Here is a 19,842-nt window from a genome sequence, read left to right as displayed (position 1 = left end):
TGCAAATAATTTTCTATTAATGCCATACCTCATTAAGGTATTTTTTTAAAGCACTATCTCCGGCACCTCTCCTTCTATAATTAACTCCCCGGCGGTCGCTTTTATTATCTCTTCTACAGTTACGCCGGGGGCCCGCTCCAGTAATTTAAAGCCGCCCTGCGGCAAAACGTCAAATACGCCCAGCTCGGTTACTATCTTTTTTACACAGTGCACGCCGGTTAAAGGCAAGGTGCACTTAGGTAATAACTTCGATTCGCCCGCTTTGTTTACGTGCTGCATGGCTACAATGATATTTTCTGCCGATGCCACCAGGTCCATAGCACCACCCATACCCTTCACCATTTTACCGGGAATTTTCCAGTTGGCTATATCCCCGTTCTCGGATACTTCCATGGCGCCTAATATAGTCAGGTTAACCTTCCTGGCCCTGATCATCCCGAAACTCATAGCCGAATCGAATATTGACGAACCAGGCAGCATGGTAATAGTTTGCTTACCCGCGTTAATTACATCCGGGTCTTCTTCTCCCTCAAACGGAAATGGCCCCATCCCCAACAACCCGTTCTCCGATTGCAAAACCACATCCATCGTTTCGGGGATGTAATTGGCCACCAATGTGGGGATACCTATACCAAGGTTAACATAGTAACCGTCTTTTATTTCTTTGGCGATGCGTTTAGCGATGCCGTTTTTATCTAACATAAAATTAATTTGAAAATTTGAGGATTTGAAAATTTGAAGATGGATTTAATTTTCATACTATCCACTTTTTGCACTCGCTATAATTTTTGATAATATTTTATTGATCACCTTCAACTTCTCAATCAATGACATACTAAACGGATAACCCTTAGAAAACTGGCAAAGCAATAGGAAATACTCAGTCTCGTCGGCCTCCTTAGCAGCTATTTTAAACTTATGTATAAAATCATTTTTACTTTCCGCATTTTGAGCTTCACGCACATTTGCCCCAATTGATGTACCGGATCTGATGATTTGTTTCGCAATAGCGAATTTCCTATTAGCTTCCAACTCCTCCGAAAACTCAATAATATCAAGCGCGAACTCAAAAGTCAATTTAACAATCAGGTTTTCTTTATCGTCTCTCATTTAATCATTCTTATCCATTTTTAACCATTTTTAACCATTTTCAAATCTTCAAATTATTCATACATTTTCAAATCTTCAAATTCTCAAATTTTCAAATTGTCTTTACCGTCCGGTGTTCAATCCGTTTTTCGTAGTCTTTACCCTGGAAAATCCGGTGTACATAAATTCCCGGCGTATGAATGTGATCAGGATCCAAGTCACCAGGTTCAACAAGTTCTTCTACCTCTGCAATGGTTACCTTTCCGGCCATAGCCATAACAGGGTTAAAATTCCGGGCGGTTGCTTTATAAATAAGGTTACCCATGGTATCTCCTTTCCAGGCTTTTACAATGGCAAAATCGGCATCAAAGGCTATTTCCATCAGGTAATCTTTACCATTAAAATTGCGGACCTCTTTGCCTATCGCTACCTCAGTACCAACGCCCGCCGGGGTAAAAATAGCTGGCATGCCGTAGCCTGCGGCCATACACCGTGTTGCCAGCGTACCTTGGGGGATCAGCTCCACCTCAAGTTCGCCGCTTAAAAGCTGGCGTTCAAATTCAGCGTTTTCGCCAACGTACGATGAAATCATTTTTTTTACCTGCCGTTGTTGCAGCATCAGGCCGATGCCAAAGTCATCAACGCCGGCATTGTTGCTGATACAGGTAAGCTGGCTTACTCCTTTTTTCACCAGTGCGGCTATACATTTTTCGGGTAATCCGCATAAACCAAAACCACCAAGCATCAGGGTCATACCATCCCGGATGTCGCGAATGGCCTCATCGGCATCACTTACTACTTTGTTCATGTTTTATAATTGGTTATTTCAAAACTACTGATAAGAGTCAAGAATCAAGAGCCAGGAATCAAGATTTTTTCAATCGGTAGTCACCAACGATAAATTATTCGCGCCACCATACTGAAGTGGTTTTAATTCTCAATTTTTAACTTTTGATTTTTAATTATTCATGATAATTAAACAAATAAAACAATTAGAAAATTAGAACATTATAATTATCCATCAACACATAAAAACTATGGAATTAAAAGATAACGGGTTTGGCGAAAGTAATGACTTACCAAACGAACAAACGCAAAATAAGCCTAATGCATATCGGGTAGACGATGATGATAACCTGACGGAAGAAAACCTGCAGCATGGCTACCCAACATCGAAAGACGACATAAAAAAACAGGATGCCCCCGGTATGGAAGGGCAAGGCATGGGCGGGCAAAGTTTTGGCGAAAACAACCTGACACCATCGGGTGATGACCCGGCCAATCCGTCGCAAAACGCGGGTTATAACAATGAGTACTTCCGCCGCACGCAGCCATCTGAAGAGCATCCGGAAAATAATAATTTTAAGGATCCTAACCAGTCAGGGTATTCAGATTATAATGCGGCTACAGGTAGCCAGGGTAACGGCGAAAATACCGGTAGCGAGGAAGACGAAAAACCCGGCGAATCGCAGCAACAATACCAGGAAGGAACCGCCGACGATGACGGCAAAGGCGAAGACAACCAAGCCAATATACCAGGGCCAAATGAGGTGCCTGACCAGCAGAAAGTTGGGGAATAAAAATTGATGTGCAGATATGCAGATTTTAGATGTGCAGATTTTTTTTTGAACTCGGTATTTTCTGATTAAATGATTTACAGGAAATGTGGCTTTGCAAATCAAAATCTGATAAATGTGCTTAATCCATGTTCAGACAAAAATTATCTGCACATCTGAAATTTGAAATCTGCACATTTGTCACCACTTAATATTCTTATCGATAAAAGCTATCAAGTCATCGGCCATGGCCTGCTGTTCCTTAGCGCTTGGGTGCCCTGGCGTATTCTTGTAAGGGATCATGTGAGTGTAAATGCCTTTATCGCTTAAACTTGCAACGGCCTTTTCGATATATCCGGGCCATGGCGAACCGTCTTTGGTGGCATCCATACTGCCCAGGATGCAAAGAATTTGGGCTTTGGGATATTTTTTGCGGATATTTTTTACCATCTCCCGGTAGGCTTTGACGATTTGATCAGCCTCGGGTGGCTTTGTGCCGAAACGTTCTTTAAATTGTGGATTATCAGGCATTTTAACTATCCACGAATCGTTTTGAAACAGGTTGATTACCACTACATCGGGGGTATATTTTGTAAAGTCCCAAAGGCTTGTCGGGTCGGTTGGGTCAAGGCGGTTATACATTTCGGGCATAATGAGCGGGAACCAGCTTACCAATACCCCTATGCCGCTTTTAGCCGTTGCCACGTAAGCCGCATCATAATGGCGTGCCGTTATAGCGGCATAGCTAATATAGCCGTTCTCGTAAGGGGCGCTCCCTCTATCCTGCCCTGTAGTATCTTCAACAGCGTAGCCACAGGTGATGGAATTACCAAAAAATTCAATTTTGCGTTTTTTAACAGGTGGCGCCGGTAATATAGATGCCCCTTTATCCAATATAAACTGCACAAAAGTGGTTTTACCCTTATCCCATTCGGTGCGTTTGAATAGTTCAAGGCTATGGTTACCGTCGGGAAGGCCTTCGGCAAGGGTGTATGTTTTCTGGGCGTTTTCCAGGTGTAAGGTGTTGGTTACCTTACCATCTACAATAATTGTAAAATAGTTTTCGCCCCGCTCGTCCTGTAACACAGCCGATACGCCGGTACCTTTAAAGTTAATTACGGCCGATGAACCTGTCCAGTAAAATTCCGCAGCCTCATCGGTCATGTTAATGCGGCCGGTGTATCGGATATGGGTATCCTTGCTTTTGAGCACCAGGCTTTGCGCCTGGCAGGTTAATAGGCCTCCTGAAGTTACCAGGAACAGAATTATAAAGTATAATTTACGCATTTTTTTGCCGGTTTACAGGCCTAATTTATGAATTTTGCCGGCGTAAAACAAGCCAGTAAACATCCCTCCTGCCATGCACCGTTCGCACACCTTCAACATCCTTTTAAACACCAAACTCACACCTTTCAATGCCTTCGCAAGCACCTTTGAAGCACACACCAACTAATGACCTAATGACACGAAGCAAAATGACTAATCAACCGGAGTACCAAATTGCAACAGGTACCCGTTGTAATCGTAAATGGCAAATTCGCGCATGCCAAAATCAAAAGTTTCAATGGGGTAACAAATGATGGCCTGTTCTTTCAGTTCCTTCCACAGCTCATCAACTTTATCCGTACGGATGTACAACGACCCGGTAAACTTGGGCATCCCGAAGGGCTCATGCTCATTGGGTAGCGCAAACATAATTTCGATATCATCGCGGCTAACCGTTGCCCAACCCCAGCGCTCATCATATCCAACACATGTAAAGCCCAGGTTACTAATGTAATAATCTACTGTTTCCCGTACCTGCCGGGTGTATAACATTGGAGTGATAGTTTTTAGGCCCATTGGTTTATAATATTTGGAAAATATACTAACTTATTTCAAATAAACACAAGTTACTCCTTAAACCGGGATGATGAATTTTTACAGCGTGTTACTCACCAGTTTAATTATCCTCCATCTTTTTTGTTGATAAATTAAACCTAAAATCTGTGTAGTTATATTCATAAAAGCCATCAAAACCCATAATAAAATGATGTTCCCAATTTTTGAAATATTCCTTGGCTTCAGTCCGATTCTTGAAATTCAAAATATTAATAAGCAATACTTTCTGGTTTTCGACATTTATATAGCCCACATACTGCCTTTTGTAATTACTAAAGCCAGGCGTAACATCTGCTAAAACTTTTCGTCCATACATTTTTTTTCCATCTATTATTTGTGGATGTTTGGAAATGTGAGTTAAAGCCAGTTCTGCCGCCTTAATATCATCAATCGTAGGGGTAAATCTTCCTTTTTGTTCTGCATCTATATCAACCTTACTTTTAGCAGGGAATACGTAACCAGAATAATTTTCACCCTGGATACTAAACGTGGTGTCACCCCTTAATATATCAGGCTTAATGACACTTTGTGCTTTTGCTGATAAATTTATTAAAAGAAAAAAGACAAACCAATATCTCATTCTAAATCAATAATTACTTTTATTTCAAATATACATAAGTTATTCCATCGCCACCCCTATCTGCATGTTCATCCTCAAGGCGATCAACCTGGTCGTATTTTTTGAGGTATTGGCGTATCATTTTGCGCAAAATGCCATCGCCTTTGCCGTGGATGATTTTCAGGTTACCAAAACCCATCATCAGGGCGCGGTCAAACAGTTTTTCGATATTGTGCAGCGCATCTTCGGTGCGCTGGCCGCGCACGTCAATCTCCGGACTAAAATTAGCGAAATCGCTGGTATGCGAGTTCATGGTACGCCTCACCTCTTTAGGCACCGACGATTTGCTCACCCGCTCTACCTTTTTCTTTTTAGCCACGGTGCGCAAATCGCCGATGGCAATTACCACGTTATCACGAATGATCTCAATCACCTGCCCGGTAGTTTCCGAATCGGTTAATTTTACCCAGTCGCCAGGCTTCAGCTCTTCCTCGGCGGAAGCCGCGGGGCTTTGTTTTACCGGCTCAACTTTTACCGTGTTCTTTTTAAGTTCAATGTTCAGGTTTTCGCGCAGGGTGCGGGTTTTCTCCTTATCGGCGTTGCTGCTTTTAATTTCAGATATGGTGTTTTCCACCAGCTTATTGGCGTTTAGGATAATATTTTTGGCCTGGTCTTTAGCTTCGCGTATCAGTACTTTTTTATTTTCGTCCAGGTAACTTTTCAGCTTTTCGTTCTCGGCCTGTAACTCGTTCACCTTACGCTGCTGCTTGTCCAGCTTTTGTTTGGCTTCAGATATCTCGCGTTTTTCGCGTTCCAGGTCAACCAGCAGGGTATCTACCTTTTTCTGGCCTTCGCTTATTTTATTGCGGGCAAGGTTAAGTACACTTGGCGGCAGGCCTATTTTTTGGGCTATCTCAAAAGCATACGAGCTGCCGGGCTTGCCAACTTCCAGCCGGTAAAGCGGCTTCATCTCTACGTTATTAAACAGCATCGATGCATTCTCTATCCCCTCGGTATTGCTGGCGAAGATCTTGAGGTTACTGTAGTGGGTAGTGACCATGCCCCTCACCTTTTTATGGTTTAGCGATTCCAGCACAGCTTCGGCAATGGGCCCGCCAAATTGCGGATCGGTACCGGTACCAAACTCATCAATCAGTATCAGGGTTTTACCATTGGCCTGCTCCACAAAATTTTTCATTTTGGATAGATGGGCGCTATAGGTACTCAAATCGCTCTCGATGGATTGATCGTCACCTATGTCAACAAACATCTGCTTAAACACACCTATTACACTGGCTTCGGCAGCCGGTATCAGCAAGCCCGCCTGAACCATCATTTGCAGCAGGCCAACCGTTTTCATACAAACAGATTTACCGCCCGCATTAGGGCCCGATACTACAATAATGCGTGTACCTTCATCAATCTGTACGTTTAAAGGCACCACCGTTTTTTGCTCCTTTTTAAAATTCAGGAACAGCAGCGGGTGACGGGCATTAAATAATTTTAGTTTCGGCTCGTTCACCACCTGGGGCATTTCGCCTTCAATATCAATGGCAAACAGGGCCTTGGCGCGTACAAAATCAAGCTTGGTTAACAGGCTGTGGTATGATAGCAAAAGCGGCGCATAAGGCCTTAACTCGGTTGTTAACGCTGTCAATATCTTTACAATCTCGCGGCGACGCTCAAATTCCAGGTCGCGTACCCGGTTGTTGAGGGTAAAAACCTCTTCGGGTTCCATATAAACGGTTTGGCCCGAGGCCGATTCGTCGTGGATAAAACCTTTTAGCTTACGCTTGTTTTCGGCTAACAGCGGGATACACAGCCTGCCATCGCGTACCGTGAGCGATCCATCAGCCGTCCAGCCGCTTGATGACGCATTTTTAAATATCTGGTCAATCTTTTTGCGGGCTTCCTGCTCGGCTTTGGCTATGCCCGATGTTATTTCCTGTAACTCGCGCGATGCATTGGGGCGTATTTTTCCTTTAGGGTCAATAACCGCGTCAATCTTTTTCAGGATGGCTTTCTCAATAGGCAGGTGCTCAAAAAGGGCCTCCAGGTTGGGGTAAAGGCCTTCCCGTTCGCTAAAGTAAGCGATAACGGCAAATACGGTTTGCAGGGAGGCCTGCACCTGGTAAAATTCTTCCTCGCTCAAAAAAACACCTTCTATACGGGCTTTATTGGCCAGGGATTTAATATCAAAAAAATGATGAATGGGTAGTGCGGCATCGTTTACTAGGATATTTTTGAACTCGTTGGCCTGGCTTAAAAACTTGGCAATCTGGTCGTAATTGCTCATCACCTGTATCTTATCAACCATTTGCTGGCCCATTTCGCTCAGGCAATGAGCTTTTATTAATTCCTTTACTTCGGTAAACCCAAGCTTATCTACACTATTTAATGGGTACAGCATTAAGTTTTTTTCTATGTTTTAATTTTTTTGCCGAGTCGATTTTTGAATTCATCGCTCTTCTGATTTTTGCTTGTTTAGCTAAATCGTTCTTTAGCGAATCGGCCTTCCGCGCCATCACGCTTTCCCTGATTTTTGCCTGCTTAACCGAATCGGCTTTTTGGGCAGCAGTTTTCGGTCTAAGCATCGCTTTTCTTACCGAATCGGCCTTCAACGAATCGGCTTTTTGATTAGCCATTCGCTGTTTGTTTTGAGCCAGGTTAACAGAATCCGACATGGTTTTTATCCTAACCTCAACAGAGTCATATATTTTAAACAGCTTATCGGGTTCGCTGGCGTAGTACTGCATGCTTTTCCTGAACTGGGCCGAATCGGTATTGAATTTTTTAAAGGCTGCTAAATATTTGCCCATGCCATATTTGTACAGGCTATCGCCCCCCTGCAAACCGTTATATAACGAACCGTCTATGAGGTGTATCTGTATCAATAAGCCAGTCATTTGTTTGGGCTGGATAAATTTTGAGGGGACACTATCGCTTTTGCAACCGCACAAAAAAAGTGTTACTGAAAAAAACAAGGTCAAGTATTTATACATTCTGTAATTTAGCGGCTGATTAATTAAGCAAATTTACGGATAAATGAGCATTGCAGATAATATCAAAAGCTTAAAAAAAGAAACGGAGGCCGACAAGATAATATTGTTAGCCGTATCAAAAACAAAACCCGCTGCCGTATTGCAGGAAGCATATGATGCCGGGCAGCGTTTATTTGGCGAAAACCAGGTACAGGAACTGGTTGAAAAATACGAGCAATTGCCCAAGGATATTGAATGGCACCTGATTGGCCACCTGCAAACCAATAAGGTAAAATACATAGCATCTTTTGTAAGCATGATACAATCTGTTGATAGCGTAAAGCTGCTACAGGAAATAAACAAGCATGCCCAAAAAGCCGACAGGGTAATTGATTGCCTGCTGCAAATTTATATTGCCGACGAGGAAACTAAATTTGGGCTGGGTTTTGATGAGGCGATAGAGCTATTACGATCTGATGAATTTGCAGCTTGTAAAAACGTTCGCATACGCGGGTTAATGGGCATTGCCACTAATACCGATAACGAAAAGCAGGTAAAAGAGGAATATTACGAACTGAAGACCTTTTTTGACGGAATAAAAGTGAGCTATTTCAGAAAAGATGATAGTTTTAACATTTTATCGATGGGCATGTCGTCCGACTATAAAATAGCCATTGAGCAAGGCAGCAACATGGTACGCCTGGGCAGCACTATTTTTGGCACCAGGGTGGTGAAGCATTGGAAGAATAATTAGTTGGTGAGTAGTGAGTAGTGAGTAGTGAGTAGTGAGTGGTTGATTAGGTTGATTGGGGTAACTGGGCCGGAATTTTTCGCAAATTATTTGTTTTAATAGGTGCTCAAGAGCGCTGCACGGTTTACATAATTAAAGAATTTACAGAATTGGAAACTAACGAAATAACAAACCATACCAATCAAAAGCTCCCCCTTCAGGGGGCGGGGGGGGCTTCGGCTACCTTGCGTGTTGCCACCGTTGAAGATTGCCCGCGGTTGTTGGAACTGGTGCATGAGCTGGCCTTATTTGAGCGGGCGCCGGAGGAAGTAACCGTTACTTTAGACGAGTTTATTGATGCCGGTTTTGGCGCCAAACCTGTTTGGAAGGCTTACGTGGCCGAAGTTGACGGACTGATAGTGGGTTTCGCGCTTTATTATATCCGCTACTCAACCTGGAAAGGCTGCCGCTTGTACCTGGAAGATTTAATTGTTACCGAGGCATATCGCGGCCAAAAAATTGGCAAGCTTTTGATTGAAAGGTTAATTGTGGAAGCCAAAGAACTTGGCTTTAGCGGCATGGTTTGGCAAGTGCTTGACTGGAACGAACCGGCTATTAACTTTTACAAAAAATACGAGGCTAATATTGAGGCGGGGTGGCTTAATGTGTCGTTGTCGAAAGAGCAGTTGGAGCAGTATTAACAAACCGGCGTTGCATGGCGGGGAAGAATCACCCGGCTACGCTGCGCTGGCCACCCTCTCTTCGGCTTCGCCGGAAAGAGGGGCTTGACTACAGATAAATTATTGTAAATGAGCAACATTAGTCAAATTCCAAGCCCCTCTTTCCACCGCAGGTGAAGAGAGGGTGACGGGCGAAGCCTCGTCGGGTGAGTCTTCGCCAGCGTTCAAAAACAATGCCCTTGTAAAACCAAACAAGCTATTGGTGTATTAAGCTATAACTATTAAAACAACATCTAACATGAAAACCATCAACAGGCTTTGTTTTATTTTAGTTGGATTTGCATTTGCATCGTGCCAATGGAGCGTTAAACCCAAAGAAGATAAACAAACAATAAAAGACACGCTTGCCTATACTTATAAATCTATTCATGAGCGTGCGGCAGATTGCGGCAGCAAACCGGATAGCGGTTGTACCGTGGTAAAAGTAAAATACCCTGTATTTACGGCTCAGCAAAAGCTTAACGATTCGGTTACTCAAAAGCTCACCAGCTTGTTTGCAATGGATGGCAAACCAGATAGCAGCATTGAACTGATGGGTAAACATTTTTTAAAAGCTTACGCCGATTTTAAAAAAACGGATCCACGGTCAAGCATGTTTTTTACGCTCGACAGCTATGCCAAAGTGTTGATGCAGGATTCCAGCATAACCACCCTCGAAGTTGGTGGTTATACCTATCAGGGCGGCGCACACGGATCATCGGGAACATATTTTATCAACTGGAATACCAAAGCCAACAAAAGCATCACCTTAAATGATCTTTTTATTGACGGTTATGCCGATAAACTAAAGGCCATTGCCGAGGGAATTTTCCGTAAGGAGGAAAAGCTAAATGATACAGCATCCCTGGCCCGCGACTATTTTTTTAAGGACAATAAATTCGCGCTGAACGATAATTTTTCGGTTACACCCATAGGGCTCAAATTCATCTACAACCAATATGAAATTAAGCCCTATGCTGCCGGGATAACCGGGTTGTTTATCCCCTATTCACAAATTAAAACATTACTTCGGCCAAATTCGGTTGTGGGTAAATTCATTAAATAAATGCTTGTATTTAAATTCGGAGGGGCATCAGTTAAGGATGCCGATGGTATTATCAATTTAGCCAGTGTTGTAAAGCAATACTATGGCCAACAATTACTCATCGTGGTATCGGCCATGGGCAAAACCACCAACGCGCTGGAGAAGCTCACCAAGGCTTATGTAGATCAAACCGAGGATATGCATAGCATCTTCGACAGCATCAAACAATATCACTTTGATATTTTGCATGAGTTGTTTGATGCCAACGATCCTGTTTTTGATGATGTTGCCAATACTTTTGTGGAAATTGACTGGGCCATTGAAGATGAGCCGCACGATAGCTACGATTTTATTTACGACCAGGTGGTATCTATTGGCGAATTGGTATCAACCCGCATTGTATCTGCTTACCTTAACAAAGCCGGTATAAAAAGCCAATGGCTTGATGTGCGTGGCTATATCCACACCGATAACAGCTACCGCGAGGGCATTGTACAATGGGATAAAACGCGGACAAGCATCAGCAAGGATATCCCTGCCATGCTGCAAAAAGGCGTTGTGGTAACCCAGGGTTTTTTGGGTGGCACATCCGAAAATTTCACTACCACTTTGGGCCGCGAGGGATCTGATTATACTGCATCTATATTTGCCTCCTGTTTGGGTGCTGAATCGGTTACAACCTGGAAAGATGTTCCCGGTATCCTGAATGCCGACCCCAAATATTTCGCCGACACGGTAAAATTTGATGAACTATCTTATACCGAAGCCATCGAGATGACTTATTACGGCGCCAGCGTTATCCACCCAAAGACAATAAAGCCGTTGCAAAACGCCAAAATACCTTTGTTGGTAAAGCCTTTTACCCATCCCGATGCTCCCGGCACCGTGATTAAAGAAGATGGCTTCAACAAGTTTGAAAAGCCGGTTATTATCCTGAAACAAAACCAGGTATTACTTTCCATTTCGCCAATTGATTATTCATTTATATCCGAAGATCACCTGAGCGGCATTTTTGGCTTGTTTGCCCAAAACCAGGTAAAGGTAAACGTAATGCAAACCTCGGCCCTTAGTTTTACGGTTTGTTTTGATTTTAATGAGGAGCGCTTTGAAAAACTGCTGCGTAATCTTAAGCAGGAATTTAAAGTAAAATACAATAGTGGCTTAACGCTGATTACCACCAGGCATTATGATGAAGATTCGCTAAAAGAATTAACTGCAGGCAAAACGATCTTACTGGAACAAATCAGCAGGAATACGGCGCAAATGGTGGTGAGATAAGGTATTTTCGGACGCGACAACCAATTCATCGGCACAAATTAGCACCTCGCCGATACAATGCCCTGTATAATGTGTCGACTTTGGTACTTTTAGGTTGATAAGGGATTAATAATTAAAACATTCATCAAAAAAACTTAAAATTATGGGATTAGGAGCACCTGAAATAATACTCATCATTATTGCAGTATTGTTATTGTTTGGCGGCAAAAAAATCCCTGAGCTGATGCGCGGCATGGGCCAGGGTATAAAAGCATTTAACGATGGTAAAACCGAAAAAGACGCAGCCATTAAAGAATAATTTAACTAAAAAAAGGAAAACTAACAAAGGCGCATGAGTTATCTCGATGCGCCTTTTTTGCTTGCAAAAACATTATCAATAAATGTTATCCATATAAACAAGGCTACCTTGTGAACACATCTTTTTAATAAAAGAAAAATTGTCATTTCGAACGAACTGGGGCGGGCTTTGAGTGTTGGCGTGAGGAGAAATCCTATACGCTTTGCAATACATAAGCATAGTCGCATTGCAGAGCGTATAAGATTTCTCCTCACCCCTCCTACTTAGCCCACCTCTGGTTCGTTTGAAATGACATTTTTTTTATTTTATCCCTCCATTTCCAAAACCAGCATCACGGCGCTATTACTTAAAGCCTCCATATCAGCTTCTTGCAGGCCCCACAAAGCAAGGCCGTCGCGTTCGTGCATCAGGCGGCCTTGCAGCTCAAAGGCGCCTGCAATTACAAATGCATAAAACAGCGAACCGGGTGTTTTCAACTGATAAAGGGCATCGGCACGTCCATCAAACCGACCTATGTGCAGGTTAAAAGGCAGCCTGAATAAAGTGGGAATAATACTTATCAATTCATTTTGCCTGCCCACAAAATCAAAGCAAAAGGTTTGCTTAAAAAACGGGAACACTTCTGTATCAGCATCTATCTGCAGCTGTAAAAAGTTAACCCAATCATTTGGGTATGGGTTATTTAAAGTTAAAATATCGCCGCTGTTTGCGTAATTAATATATACCTCGCCTACATCAACTACCGTACTTTTCCCTTCGGTATCCTCAACAAGCAGGGCGCCGGTTACCGGCACCGCTACAAAATAGCAGGCGTTTTGTACCTGTATGGAAATTGATTTACCGGCAGCCAAAATCTCGTCGTTAAATACACGCAGGGGGCCAAAAGCCTTACGGTGCTCATTAAAATGCCCGTCGTAATTAAAAGTGCTGCACCGCCTGAAGGTATTATTTTCGGTAATTACCCGCTGATCAGCAAGGTGAATCTGCCCGGGTGAGGTCTTTTCCATGTTGTTGCAATTTTTGGAGTGAATGAATATTTACATATGGCGGCAGTTTAAACAGGTTGCTCAGCACTTCTTCGTCGCCGGTTGCTTGGGGCCGGTAATCGGCTACCAGCAAAAAGTCGGCAATGGTATCGTGCCAAACCAGCGTGTCTGTATAAAAATTAACAGCCACCTGGTGCCTGGCTTTGTCGTTAATATCGGAGTTGATGATCTCGAACTGAAATTTATCGAACTTTAAAAAACGCTTACCCACATTATTAAGCACATCGGGCACTATACCACCTAACTGCTGCAAATACCCGGTTATGGCCGGGGTAACCATGCCGGCAAGCCTTTTGGCATTGGGCACATGTTTTAGCAGGTTGGCATAGCTGGTAAAAGCGGTACCGTGGCTGTAGTTTTGGGCCTGCATTTTAAACTCCATGTACGATGCCTCAAACACCACCTTATCCCATTGTTTGGCTGAGTTTATATCGATAATTTTTCGATAGCAAAGTGTAATTACGCGGGTGTCCATGTTATTTCTGGTTAAGCAGATACGCTCATGCTGATTGACAATACAAAGCCGGCTGTCTTGCTGCCGGTAATGGTGGCCAGCTCAAGGGCATAGCCATCGCTGAACACGCCGTCGGTAGCGTTATAGGTATAACCGCTCATTCCCTTACTGTATCCTGCCACACTAGCCAATGCAGTTCCCGTACCTTCAGGAAAAGCTATTTGTGTAACTTTTAATGATGTACCTGCCGAATTATATATATGCACATGAATGTGCGTTGCACGGCCGGTGTACCAACCGGGGAAAATAGAGGTAAAACTAACCAGGCCGTTGGCATCGGTAGTTTGCCTGCCACGTAAAAAATGCACCGAAGTATAATTGGTAGCTTGTGAGCCGCTGCCGCCATACTCCGAATAATTGCCCTCGGCATCGCAATGCCAGATATCAACCTGCGCGCCCGATAAGGCATTACAACTGTTATTGCTGTTGTTAACGGTAATATTAACAGTCATTTTATAACCGGTACGGTCGCCGGTAATATCGCTACGTACATATGATGCCGGTGAATGGGTTGGATAAGGCCCCTCGGTTTCGGTTTCGATAACACTGCAGGTGCCCGAGCTGGAACTTGACCCGGAAGAACTACTCGACGAAGAAGTGGTGCCTGATGTACTGCTTGTAGTAGTGGTTACTGAATCTTTTTTGCAGGCTTCAACCAATACCGATGTTGACACTGCGCCTATCATCAGGCTTTTTAAGAAATTTTTACGTTCCATGACTTTAATCTTTTTAGTTTATATTTTGTGATGCCGGTTAACGATTCAAAAGTAAAATGTATCAGGAAAGTGACATACCAAGTGTCGGTAAGCGAGAGTTTTGTGTCGATGAAAAGATAAACCGGCTAAACAAATCGCTGTAAATAGCCTTATATTGGGGCAATACAAATCCCTAAAACTAAAAATGGCAATGCGCGGGTATTTACGTTTCAGATTTTTAGTCATCGCGCTTCCATCGCAACTGCTTTTATGCCTGCATATTAACACTACCTTCGCACAGTTACGCACTCCACCATTTGATGATGCCATCCTGATAAATTTACAGGAACACCGCACTCCGGCCCAAACCGGTTTTTTCCTGTTCATGAGCAATCACCTGGAATATGGCAATATTGGCGTACCTGCGGGCCTGCTGGTTGGCGGTATCATCGGTAATAATAAGGAGATGCGGCAAAATGCCCTTTACGTAGCCAGCAGCACGGCCATCTCCGCCGGGTTAACCCAACTCATAAAAGTACTGGTAAAGCGCCCGCGGCCATTCATCCAGAACATCAATATCACACCCGTTTACCGCCCCGGAAACTACTCTTTTCCATCGGGGCATAGTTCATCATCATTTGCCACAGCAACGGCTTTATCTGCCGCTTATCCAAAATGGTATGTGATAGTTCCCGCGTATCTATGGGCGGGCTCAACCGCGTATTCAAGGATGTACCTGGGGGTACATTACCCTACAGATGTAGCAACGGGTGCGGGACTGGGAGCTGCGAGCGCGTTGCCGATGTTGTTTTTGAAGAAGTAGAAAATTGCCTTTATGATAGCAAAGAAACCATATATCCTTTATAGCTTGCCCGCAAGCAGAATAACCCAAGCCTTAATAGGAGGAAGAAAAATTGAAAATGCCTGGGAAAAAATAAAAATATTTTTAGTTAATTGCACAACAGCAGATGTAACTATACCTCAAAATATTTACCTCAAAGGTTATACTGCCGATGAAGATCATGGAGAATCTCCGGAATTGGCTAATGTAGTAATAGATAAAATTAAAAAGCTTTTCGGCAATGGTACAGCCACTCCAGTAGGTTATCATTATCCTGACAATATCCCTACAAAACAACAAAAAATAGAATGGCAATTGATAAATGATGATTTAGAAAAAGCCATCGATTTCATGATTATCGGCCAGCCTTGGCCAAAATATAATTTAGGCCCGGTTGATCTGATGTTATCTTACGACTTTGAATTGATCGATCCTATTTCAAAAACTATATTACCAAATCAACAATACACCTCTGGAATCTTGGTGTGGTTATCGCGAAGTAACTGTATTAGCATGACTTTGTGGTTTCCTTTTGAACAAGCGGATAGTGAATTTGAAAAATATATCGACAGCATCGAACCATTTTTGCCATTTAAATTCGAGAGAAAATATTTGAGATTGGTACGGCCCAATAAAAAAGAAACTGCCAATGTCTTTTCTAAAATTTAATGCATATCACCTTGTCAATTTTCAAATTCAAAAACTCATCTGCACATCTGAAATCTGTAATCTGCACATTTTTTCCCTATATTTGTCCCCAATAAAGTTCTTTACTTTTTTTCTGCAGAGTGGTTCCCGGTGTTTAAAACACAGGGATTAATAAGGAACCGTGTGTAAATCACGGGCTGTCGCGCAACTGTAAGTAACACAAAAGGTTGTTGCCTTTAACAAAGTCCATTGTTCGCCCCCGCGCGAATGAGAAGGACGGCAACAATGTTACAAGCCAGGATACTTGCCCCTATGTAAAAGACAATGCTTTCGCGCAATGAAGCAGTAGTCGAAGAAAAAAGAATGACGTACATGGCCATTATATGCCCGTATGTTATGCTTTTGTCTTTTATTACCATTTACTCCGAAAGCATACCGAAAACCGTAAGGAGCATTAAGTCAACTTAATGTTTAACCAAAAACGTTTTAGCGTATGCTCAAAAACAATCTCGGGTACCCACGTGTAGGTGCCCACCGTGAACTCAAAAAGGCCAGCGAACAATACTGGGCCGGTAAAATTACCCGCAACGATTTGTTTGCCGCTGCCCGGCAAATTCGCCTGCAAAACTGGCAAACCCAGGTTGATGCCGGTATCGACCTGATCCCCTGTAACGATTTCAGCTTTTACGACCAGGTATTGGATACCTCGCTCATGCTGGGCAACATCCCCGAACGGTACACACCCGTATTAACCCAAAACAAGGCCAATACCGAAATCGACCTGTATTTTGCCATGGCCCGCGGCTATCAAAAGGATGGACTGGACGTTACAGCCATGGAAATGACCAAATGGTTTGATACCAACTACCATTACATTGTGCCAGAGTTTGTACAAAATCAGCAGTTTAAACTATTCAGCGAAAAAGTGCTTGACGAGTTTATCCTGGCCAAACAACACACCGGCAACATACCAAAACCGGTATTGATTGGCCCGGTAACCTACCTTTTATTAGGTAAAGAAAAACAACCCGGTTTTGATAAGATAGACCTGATCAAAAAACTGGTGCCGGTTTACGTCGAGGTGTTAAAAAGATTAGCAAGTTATGGTGCTGTTTGGGTACAGCTTGATGAGCCCTTCCTGTCGCTTGACCTTACCGACAAAGAGAAAGCCGCTTATGCTTATGCCTACATGGAGATAAGCAAGCAATGCCCGGGCATTAAAGTATTGCTTACTACCTATTTTGAGAGCCTGCACGAAAACACCGAACTGGCCGTAACCTTGCCGGTAAGCGCCATTCATGTTGATTTGGTGCGAGCGCCCGATCAGTTGTACAAAGTACTCACCGTATTGCCCGATAGCCTGAGTTTATCGTTAGGTGTAGTTGATGGCCGTAACATCTGGAAAAACGATTACGTACGCTCGTTAACCCACGTAAAAAAAGCTATTGCCGTATTGGGCGCGGATAGGGTGATGATAGCGCCAAGCTGCTCGTTGCTGCATACCCCGTTCGACCTGGAGCTGGAAACCGCCATCATTCCCGAGATAAAAAACTGGATGGCTTTTGCCAAACAAAAACTGAACGAAATAAATGAATTGGCGCAAATCATCGGCGGCAACAATGAATTACTGCAAGAAAACCTGCGCGCCATTACCAGCCGCAGCCTTTCAAAACTCATTCATAAGCAGGACATCAAACAACGCGTGGCAGCCATAACTGATGCCGATGCGCAACGTGAAAGCGGATTCATCTCCCGCCAAAAAATTCAGCAGCAACGCTTTAAATTACCACTGTACCCTACAACTACCATAGGATCGTTCCCGCAAACTGATGATATCCGCTCGTTAAGGGCAAGGCTTAAAAAAAGCGAGCTAACCGAAGCTCAATATGATGCCGAGATAGAAAAAGCCACCATTGATGCCATCCGCTGGCAGGAAGAGATTGGCCTGGACGTGTTAGTTCATGGTGAATTTGAACGTAACGACATGGTTGAATACTTTGGCGAGCGTTTGGATGGCTTCCTGTTCACCAAAAATGGCTGGGTGCAAAGTTATGGCAGCCGCTGTGTTAAGCCACCGGTTATTTATGGCGATGTAAGCCGCCCCGCGGATATGACGGTCAAGTGGAGCAGCTTTGCGCAGCAAAACACCGATAGACTGATGAAAGGCATGCTAACCGGCCCGGTAACTATACTGCAATGGTCGTTTGTTCGGGATGATCAGCCACGGTCCGAAACTACCAACCAGATAGCTTTGGCCATTCGTGATGAAGTTGTGGCACTGGAGGCGGCCGGCATTAAAGTAATCCAGATTGATGAGCCTGCTATTCGTGAGGGCCTCCCTTTGCGTAAAAAAGACTGGCAAAACTATTTGAACTGGGCGGTAAAAGCATTCCGTATTTCGGCCAGCGGCGTTCGCGACGAAACACAGATCCATACGCACATGTGCTACAGCGAGTTTAACGACATTATTGGCAACATTGCCGATATGGACGCCGACGTGATCACCATTGAAACATCGCGCTCGCAAATGGAGCTGTTAGCGGCCTTCGCCGATTTTAAATATCCAAACGAAATTGGCCCCGGTGTTTATGATATCCATTCACCGCGCGTACCTACCGTTGATGAAATGGTAAGCCTGCTGGAGAAAGCATCCGAATTGTTGCCCGCCGGCAATTTATGGGTTAATCCCGACTGCGGATTGAAGACCCGTAAATGGCCGGAAACCCAGGTGGCACTCATAAATATGGTGGCCGCTGCGAAACATCTTCGTCAGTTAGTTGTAGAAACAATAGCATCCTGACGGGTAAAAACAGGCAATTTGCGTATACTTGCCTGTTTTTTCAGATTTTTGGCATTTTATGAGATTAAAAAGTAACGCGGTTATTACAGGGGTTGGGGGTTTTGTTCCGGATAATATATTAAGTAACAGCGATTTAGAGAAGATGGTTGACACAAACAGCGATTGGATCGTATCACGTACAGGAATTAAGGAAAGAAGGATTTTAACCGACCCTACACTTGCCACCTCAGATATGGCCGTTGCTGCTGTGAAAAATTTGTTAGAAAATACAGGTGTTTCCGCAGAAGAAATTGATTGCCTTATTATAGCTACATCTACCCCCGATCACCTGCTTTTATCAACCGCCAGCATCGTGTGCGATAAGGTTGGTTTAAGCAACGCCTGGGCTACCGATGTAAACGCTGCCTGCAGTGGTTTTTTATATGCCTACACGCTTGGTGCAAGCCTGGTAGAAAGCAACCGGTACAAAAAAGTAATTGTAATTGGCGCCGACCAAAACAGTGCTATTATTAATTATAAAGACCGCAATACCTGTATCCTTTTTGGCGATGGCGCCGGCGCTGTTTTGCTGGAGCCTACCACCGAGGATATAGGTTTAATTGACAGCGTTTTTAAAACTGATGGCCATGGCCGCGAATACCTGCTGGTGCCTGGTGGCGGTTCAAAAATTCCGGCTACGGTAGATTCTGTTGAGGCTAACCAGCATTACATTCGCCAGGAAGGCAGGATTGTTTTTAAGGCGGCAATAAAAGGCATGACAGAAACCTGTACCGAGGTATTAAAACGCAACGATATGACGATAGATGATGTAAACTGGCTGATACCTCATCAGGCCAATTACCGCATTATCCATGCCGTTGGCGAAAACCTTGGCTTGCCCGAAGATCGTGTTAAGGTAAACATCGACAGATATGGTAATACTACAGCAGCTACCATACCACTTTGCCTTTGGGATTTTCAGAACGATTTTAAACACAACGATAACATTATTTTCACCGCCTTTGGCGCCGGCTTTTCATGGGGTGCAACCTTGTTGAAATGGGGCACTTTGAGGAAAGCGTAGGATAATTTTAAATTAAATAACATGACGGGCCTGTCATCCTGAGCCTGTCGAAGGACGCGCGGAGAGGCCTTAGCCCGCTATGCTTCGACAGGCTCAGCA

General features: G+C 43.7%; 21 protein-coding genes and 1 riboswitch. Of the genes, 10 read left to right on the top strand and 11 right to left on the bottom strand.

Translation table 11 applies throughout. The annotated features are described in order from the left end of the window. Nucleotides 1–45: 45 nt before the first annotated feature. The 3 genes from BMX56_RS14185 to BMX56_RS14175 form a co-directional block, all read right to left on the bottom strand. Entirely contained in the window at nucleotides 46–702 is a 657-nt protein-coding gene (locus BMX56_RS14185) for a 3-oxoacid CoA-transferase subunit B (protein ID WP_090648966.1), read from the bottom strand. A gap of 57 nt (nucleotides 703–759) precedes the next feature. Beyond that, a complete protein-coding gene (locus tag BMX56_RS14180) occupies nucleotides 760–1,110 on the bottom strand; it encodes a four helix bundle protein (protein ID WP_090648961.1) in 351 nt (116 codons plus the stop codon). Nucleotides 1,111–1,201: 91 nt separating this feature from the next. Next, entirely contained in the window at nucleotides 1,202–1,897 is a 696-nt protein-coding gene (locus BMX56_RS14175) for a CoA transferase subunit A (protein WP_090648956.1), read from the bottom strand. Between the two features lie 229 nt (nucleotides 1,898–2,126). Between BMX56_RS14175 and BMX56_RS14170 the strand changes: the two genes are divergently transcribed. Beyond that, nucleotides 2,127–2,669: a hypothetical protein gene (locus tag BMX56_RS14170; protein ID WP_090648950.1), complete on the top strand. Its 543-nt coding sequence runs from the start codon at nucleotides 2,127–2,129 to the stop codon at nucleotides 2,667–2,669. A gap of 177 nt (nucleotides 2,670–2,846) precedes the next feature. Here the strand turns inward: BMX56_RS14170 and BMX56_RS14165 are convergent, their stop codons facing one another. The 5 genes from BMX56_RS14165 to BMX56_RS14145 all read right to left on the bottom strand — a co-directional run bounded on the left by BMX56_RS14165 (nucleotide 2,847) and on the right by BMX56_RS14145 (nucleotide 8,087). After that, entirely contained in the window at nucleotides 2,847–3,932 is a 1,086-nt protein-coding gene (locus BMX56_RS14165; protein WP_090648945.1) for an SGNH/GDSL hydrolase family protein, read from the bottom strand. Nucleotides 3,933–4,124: 192 nt separating this feature from the next. Beyond that, nucleotides 4,125–4,487, bottom strand: coding sequence for a VOC family protein (locus BMX56_RS14160; protein WP_090648940.1), 363 nt, complete (start codon nucleotides 4,485–4,487; stop codon nucleotides 4,125–4,127). A 100-nt stretch (nucleotides 4,488–4,587) separates the two neighbouring features. Continuing rightward, a complete protein-coding gene (locus tag BMX56_RS14155) occupies nucleotides 4,588–5,106 on the bottom strand; it encodes a hypothetical protein (RefSeq protein ID WP_090648936.1) in 519 nt (172 codons plus the stop codon). Between the two features lie 19 nt (nucleotides 5,107–5,125). Beyond that, a complete protein-coding gene (locus BMX56_RS14150; RefSeq protein WP_090648932.1) occupies nucleotides 5,126–7,495 on the bottom strand; it encodes an endonuclease MutS2 in 2,370 nt (789 codons plus the stop codon). After that, nucleotides 7,476–8,087: a DUF4296 domain-containing protein gene (locus tag BMX56_RS14145; protein ID WP_090648927.1), complete on the bottom strand. Its 612-nt coding sequence runs from the start codon at nucleotides 8,085–8,087 to the stop codon at nucleotides 7,476–7,478. Before BMX56_RS14145 ends, BMX56_RS14150 begins: the two co-directional genes overlap by 20 nt. A gap of 43 nt (nucleotides 8,088–8,130) precedes the next feature. On the opposite strand from BMX56_RS14145, the gene BMX56_RS14140 reads away from it, so the two are divergent. The 5 genes from BMX56_RS14140 to tatA all read left to right on the top strand — a co-directional run bounded on the left by BMX56_RS14140 (nucleotide 8,131) and on the right by tatA (nucleotide 12,136). Continuing rightward, nucleotides 8,131–8,820: a YggS family pyridoxal phosphate-dependent enzyme gene (locus BMX56_RS14140; RefSeq protein ID WP_090648924.1), complete on the top strand. Its 690-nt coding sequence runs from the start codon at nucleotides 8,131–8,133 to the stop codon at nucleotides 8,818–8,820. A gap of 221 nt (nucleotides 8,821–9,041) precedes the next feature. Beyond that, entirely contained in the window at nucleotides 9,042–9,497 is a 456-nt protein-coding gene (locus BMX56_RS14135) for a GNAT family N-acetyltransferase (protein ID WP_090649519.1), read from the top strand. A gap of 277 nt (nucleotides 9,498–9,774) precedes the next feature. Beyond that, on the top strand, nucleotides 9,775–10,581 hold the full coding sequence (locus BMX56_RS14130; protein WP_090648921.1) for a DUF3298 and DUF4163 domain-containing protein: 807 nt from the start codon (nucleotides 9,775–9,777) through the stop codon (nucleotides 10,579–10,581). Next, entirely contained in the window at nucleotides 10,582–11,838 is a 1,257-nt protein-coding gene (locus tag BMX56_RS14125) for an aspartate kinase (RefSeq protein WP_090648915.1), read from the top strand. It abuts the gene before it with no gap. Nucleotides 11,839–11,980: 142 nt separating this feature from the next. Then, nucleotides 11,981–12,136 carry a twin-arginine translocase TatA/TatE family subunit gene (gene tatA / locus BMX56_RS14120; RefSeq protein WP_090648911.1) on the top strand — a complete coding sequence of 52 codons (156 nt, stop codon included), beginning with the start codon at nucleotides 11,981–11,983 and terminating at the stop codon, nucleotides 12,134–12,136. A 305-nt stretch (nucleotides 12,137–12,441) separates the two neighbouring features. On the opposite strand, the gene BMX56_RS14115 is transcribed toward tatA, so the two are convergent. From BMX56_RS14115 to BMX56_RS14105, 3 genes are read right to left on the bottom strand one after another with little or no spacing between them, the layout of a single operon-like run. Continuing rightward, entirely contained in the window at nucleotides 12,442–13,143 is a 702-nt protein-coding gene (locus BMX56_RS14115; RefSeq protein ID WP_090648908.1) for a pirin family protein, read from the bottom strand. Further along, a complete protein-coding gene (locus BMX56_RS14110) occupies nucleotides 13,106–13,657 on the bottom strand; it encodes a hypothetical protein (RefSeq protein ID WP_090648905.1) in 552 nt (183 codons plus the stop codon). Before BMX56_RS14110 ends, BMX56_RS14115 begins: the two co-directional genes overlap by 38 nt. Before the next feature lie 11 nt (nucleotides 13,658–13,668). Then, complete coding sequence (locus BMX56_RS14105) at nucleotides 13,669–14,412, bottom strand: dioxygenase family protein (RefSeq protein ID WP_090648899.1); 744 nt, start codon at nucleotides 14,410–14,412, stop codon at nucleotides 13,669–13,671. Between the two features lie 190 nt (nucleotides 14,413–14,602). On the opposite strand from BMX56_RS14105, the gene BMX56_RS14100 reads away from it, so the two are divergent. The 4 genes from BMX56_RS14100 (at nucleotide 14,603) to BMX56_RS14085 (ending at nucleotide 19,743) form a co-directional block, all read left to right on the top strand. Continuing rightward, nucleotides 14,603–15,214 (top strand): phosphatase PAP2 family protein, encoded by a 612-nt coding sequence (locus tag BMX56_RS14100; RefSeq protein WP_090649516.1) that lies wholly within the window; start codon nucleotides 14,603–14,605, stop codon nucleotides 15,212–15,214. A 12-nt stretch (nucleotides 15,215–15,226) separates the two neighbouring features. Next, nucleotides 15,227–15,901 (top strand): hypothetical protein, encoded by a 675-nt coding sequence (locus BMX56_RS14095; protein ID WP_090648895.1) that lies wholly within the window; start codon nucleotides 15,227–15,229, stop codon nucleotides 15,899–15,901. A 103-nt stretch (nucleotides 15,902–16,004) separates the two neighbouring features. Further along, nucleotides 16,005–16,207: riboswitch (cobalamin riboswitch) on the top strand. Nucleotides 16,208–16,373: 166 nt separating this feature from the next. Beyond that, on the top strand, nucleotides 16,374–18,680 hold the full coding sequence (metE, locus tag BMX56_RS14090; protein WP_090648891.1) for a 5-methyltetrahydropteroyltriglutamate--homocysteine S-methyltransferase: 2,307 nt from the start codon (nucleotides 16,374–16,376) through the stop codon (nucleotides 18,678–18,680). Nucleotides 18,681–18,738: 58 nt separating this feature from the next. Beyond that, nucleotides 18,739–19,743, top strand: coding sequence for a beta-ketoacyl-ACP synthase III (locus tag BMX56_RS14085; protein WP_090648886.1), 1,005 nt, complete (start codon nucleotides 18,739–18,741; stop codon nucleotides 19,741–19,743). Nucleotides 19,744–19,842: the final 99 nt, after the last annotated feature.

Origin of the sequence: Mucilaginibacter sp. OK283 (assembly GCF_900110415.1) — a bacterium.
Classification (GTDB): domain Bacteria; phylum Bacteroidota; class Bacteroidia; order Sphingobacteriales; family Sphingobacteriaceae; genus Mucilaginibacter.
Note: the sequence above shows the minus strand (reverse complement) of the source record. Positions and strands in the feature narration are given on the sequence as shown.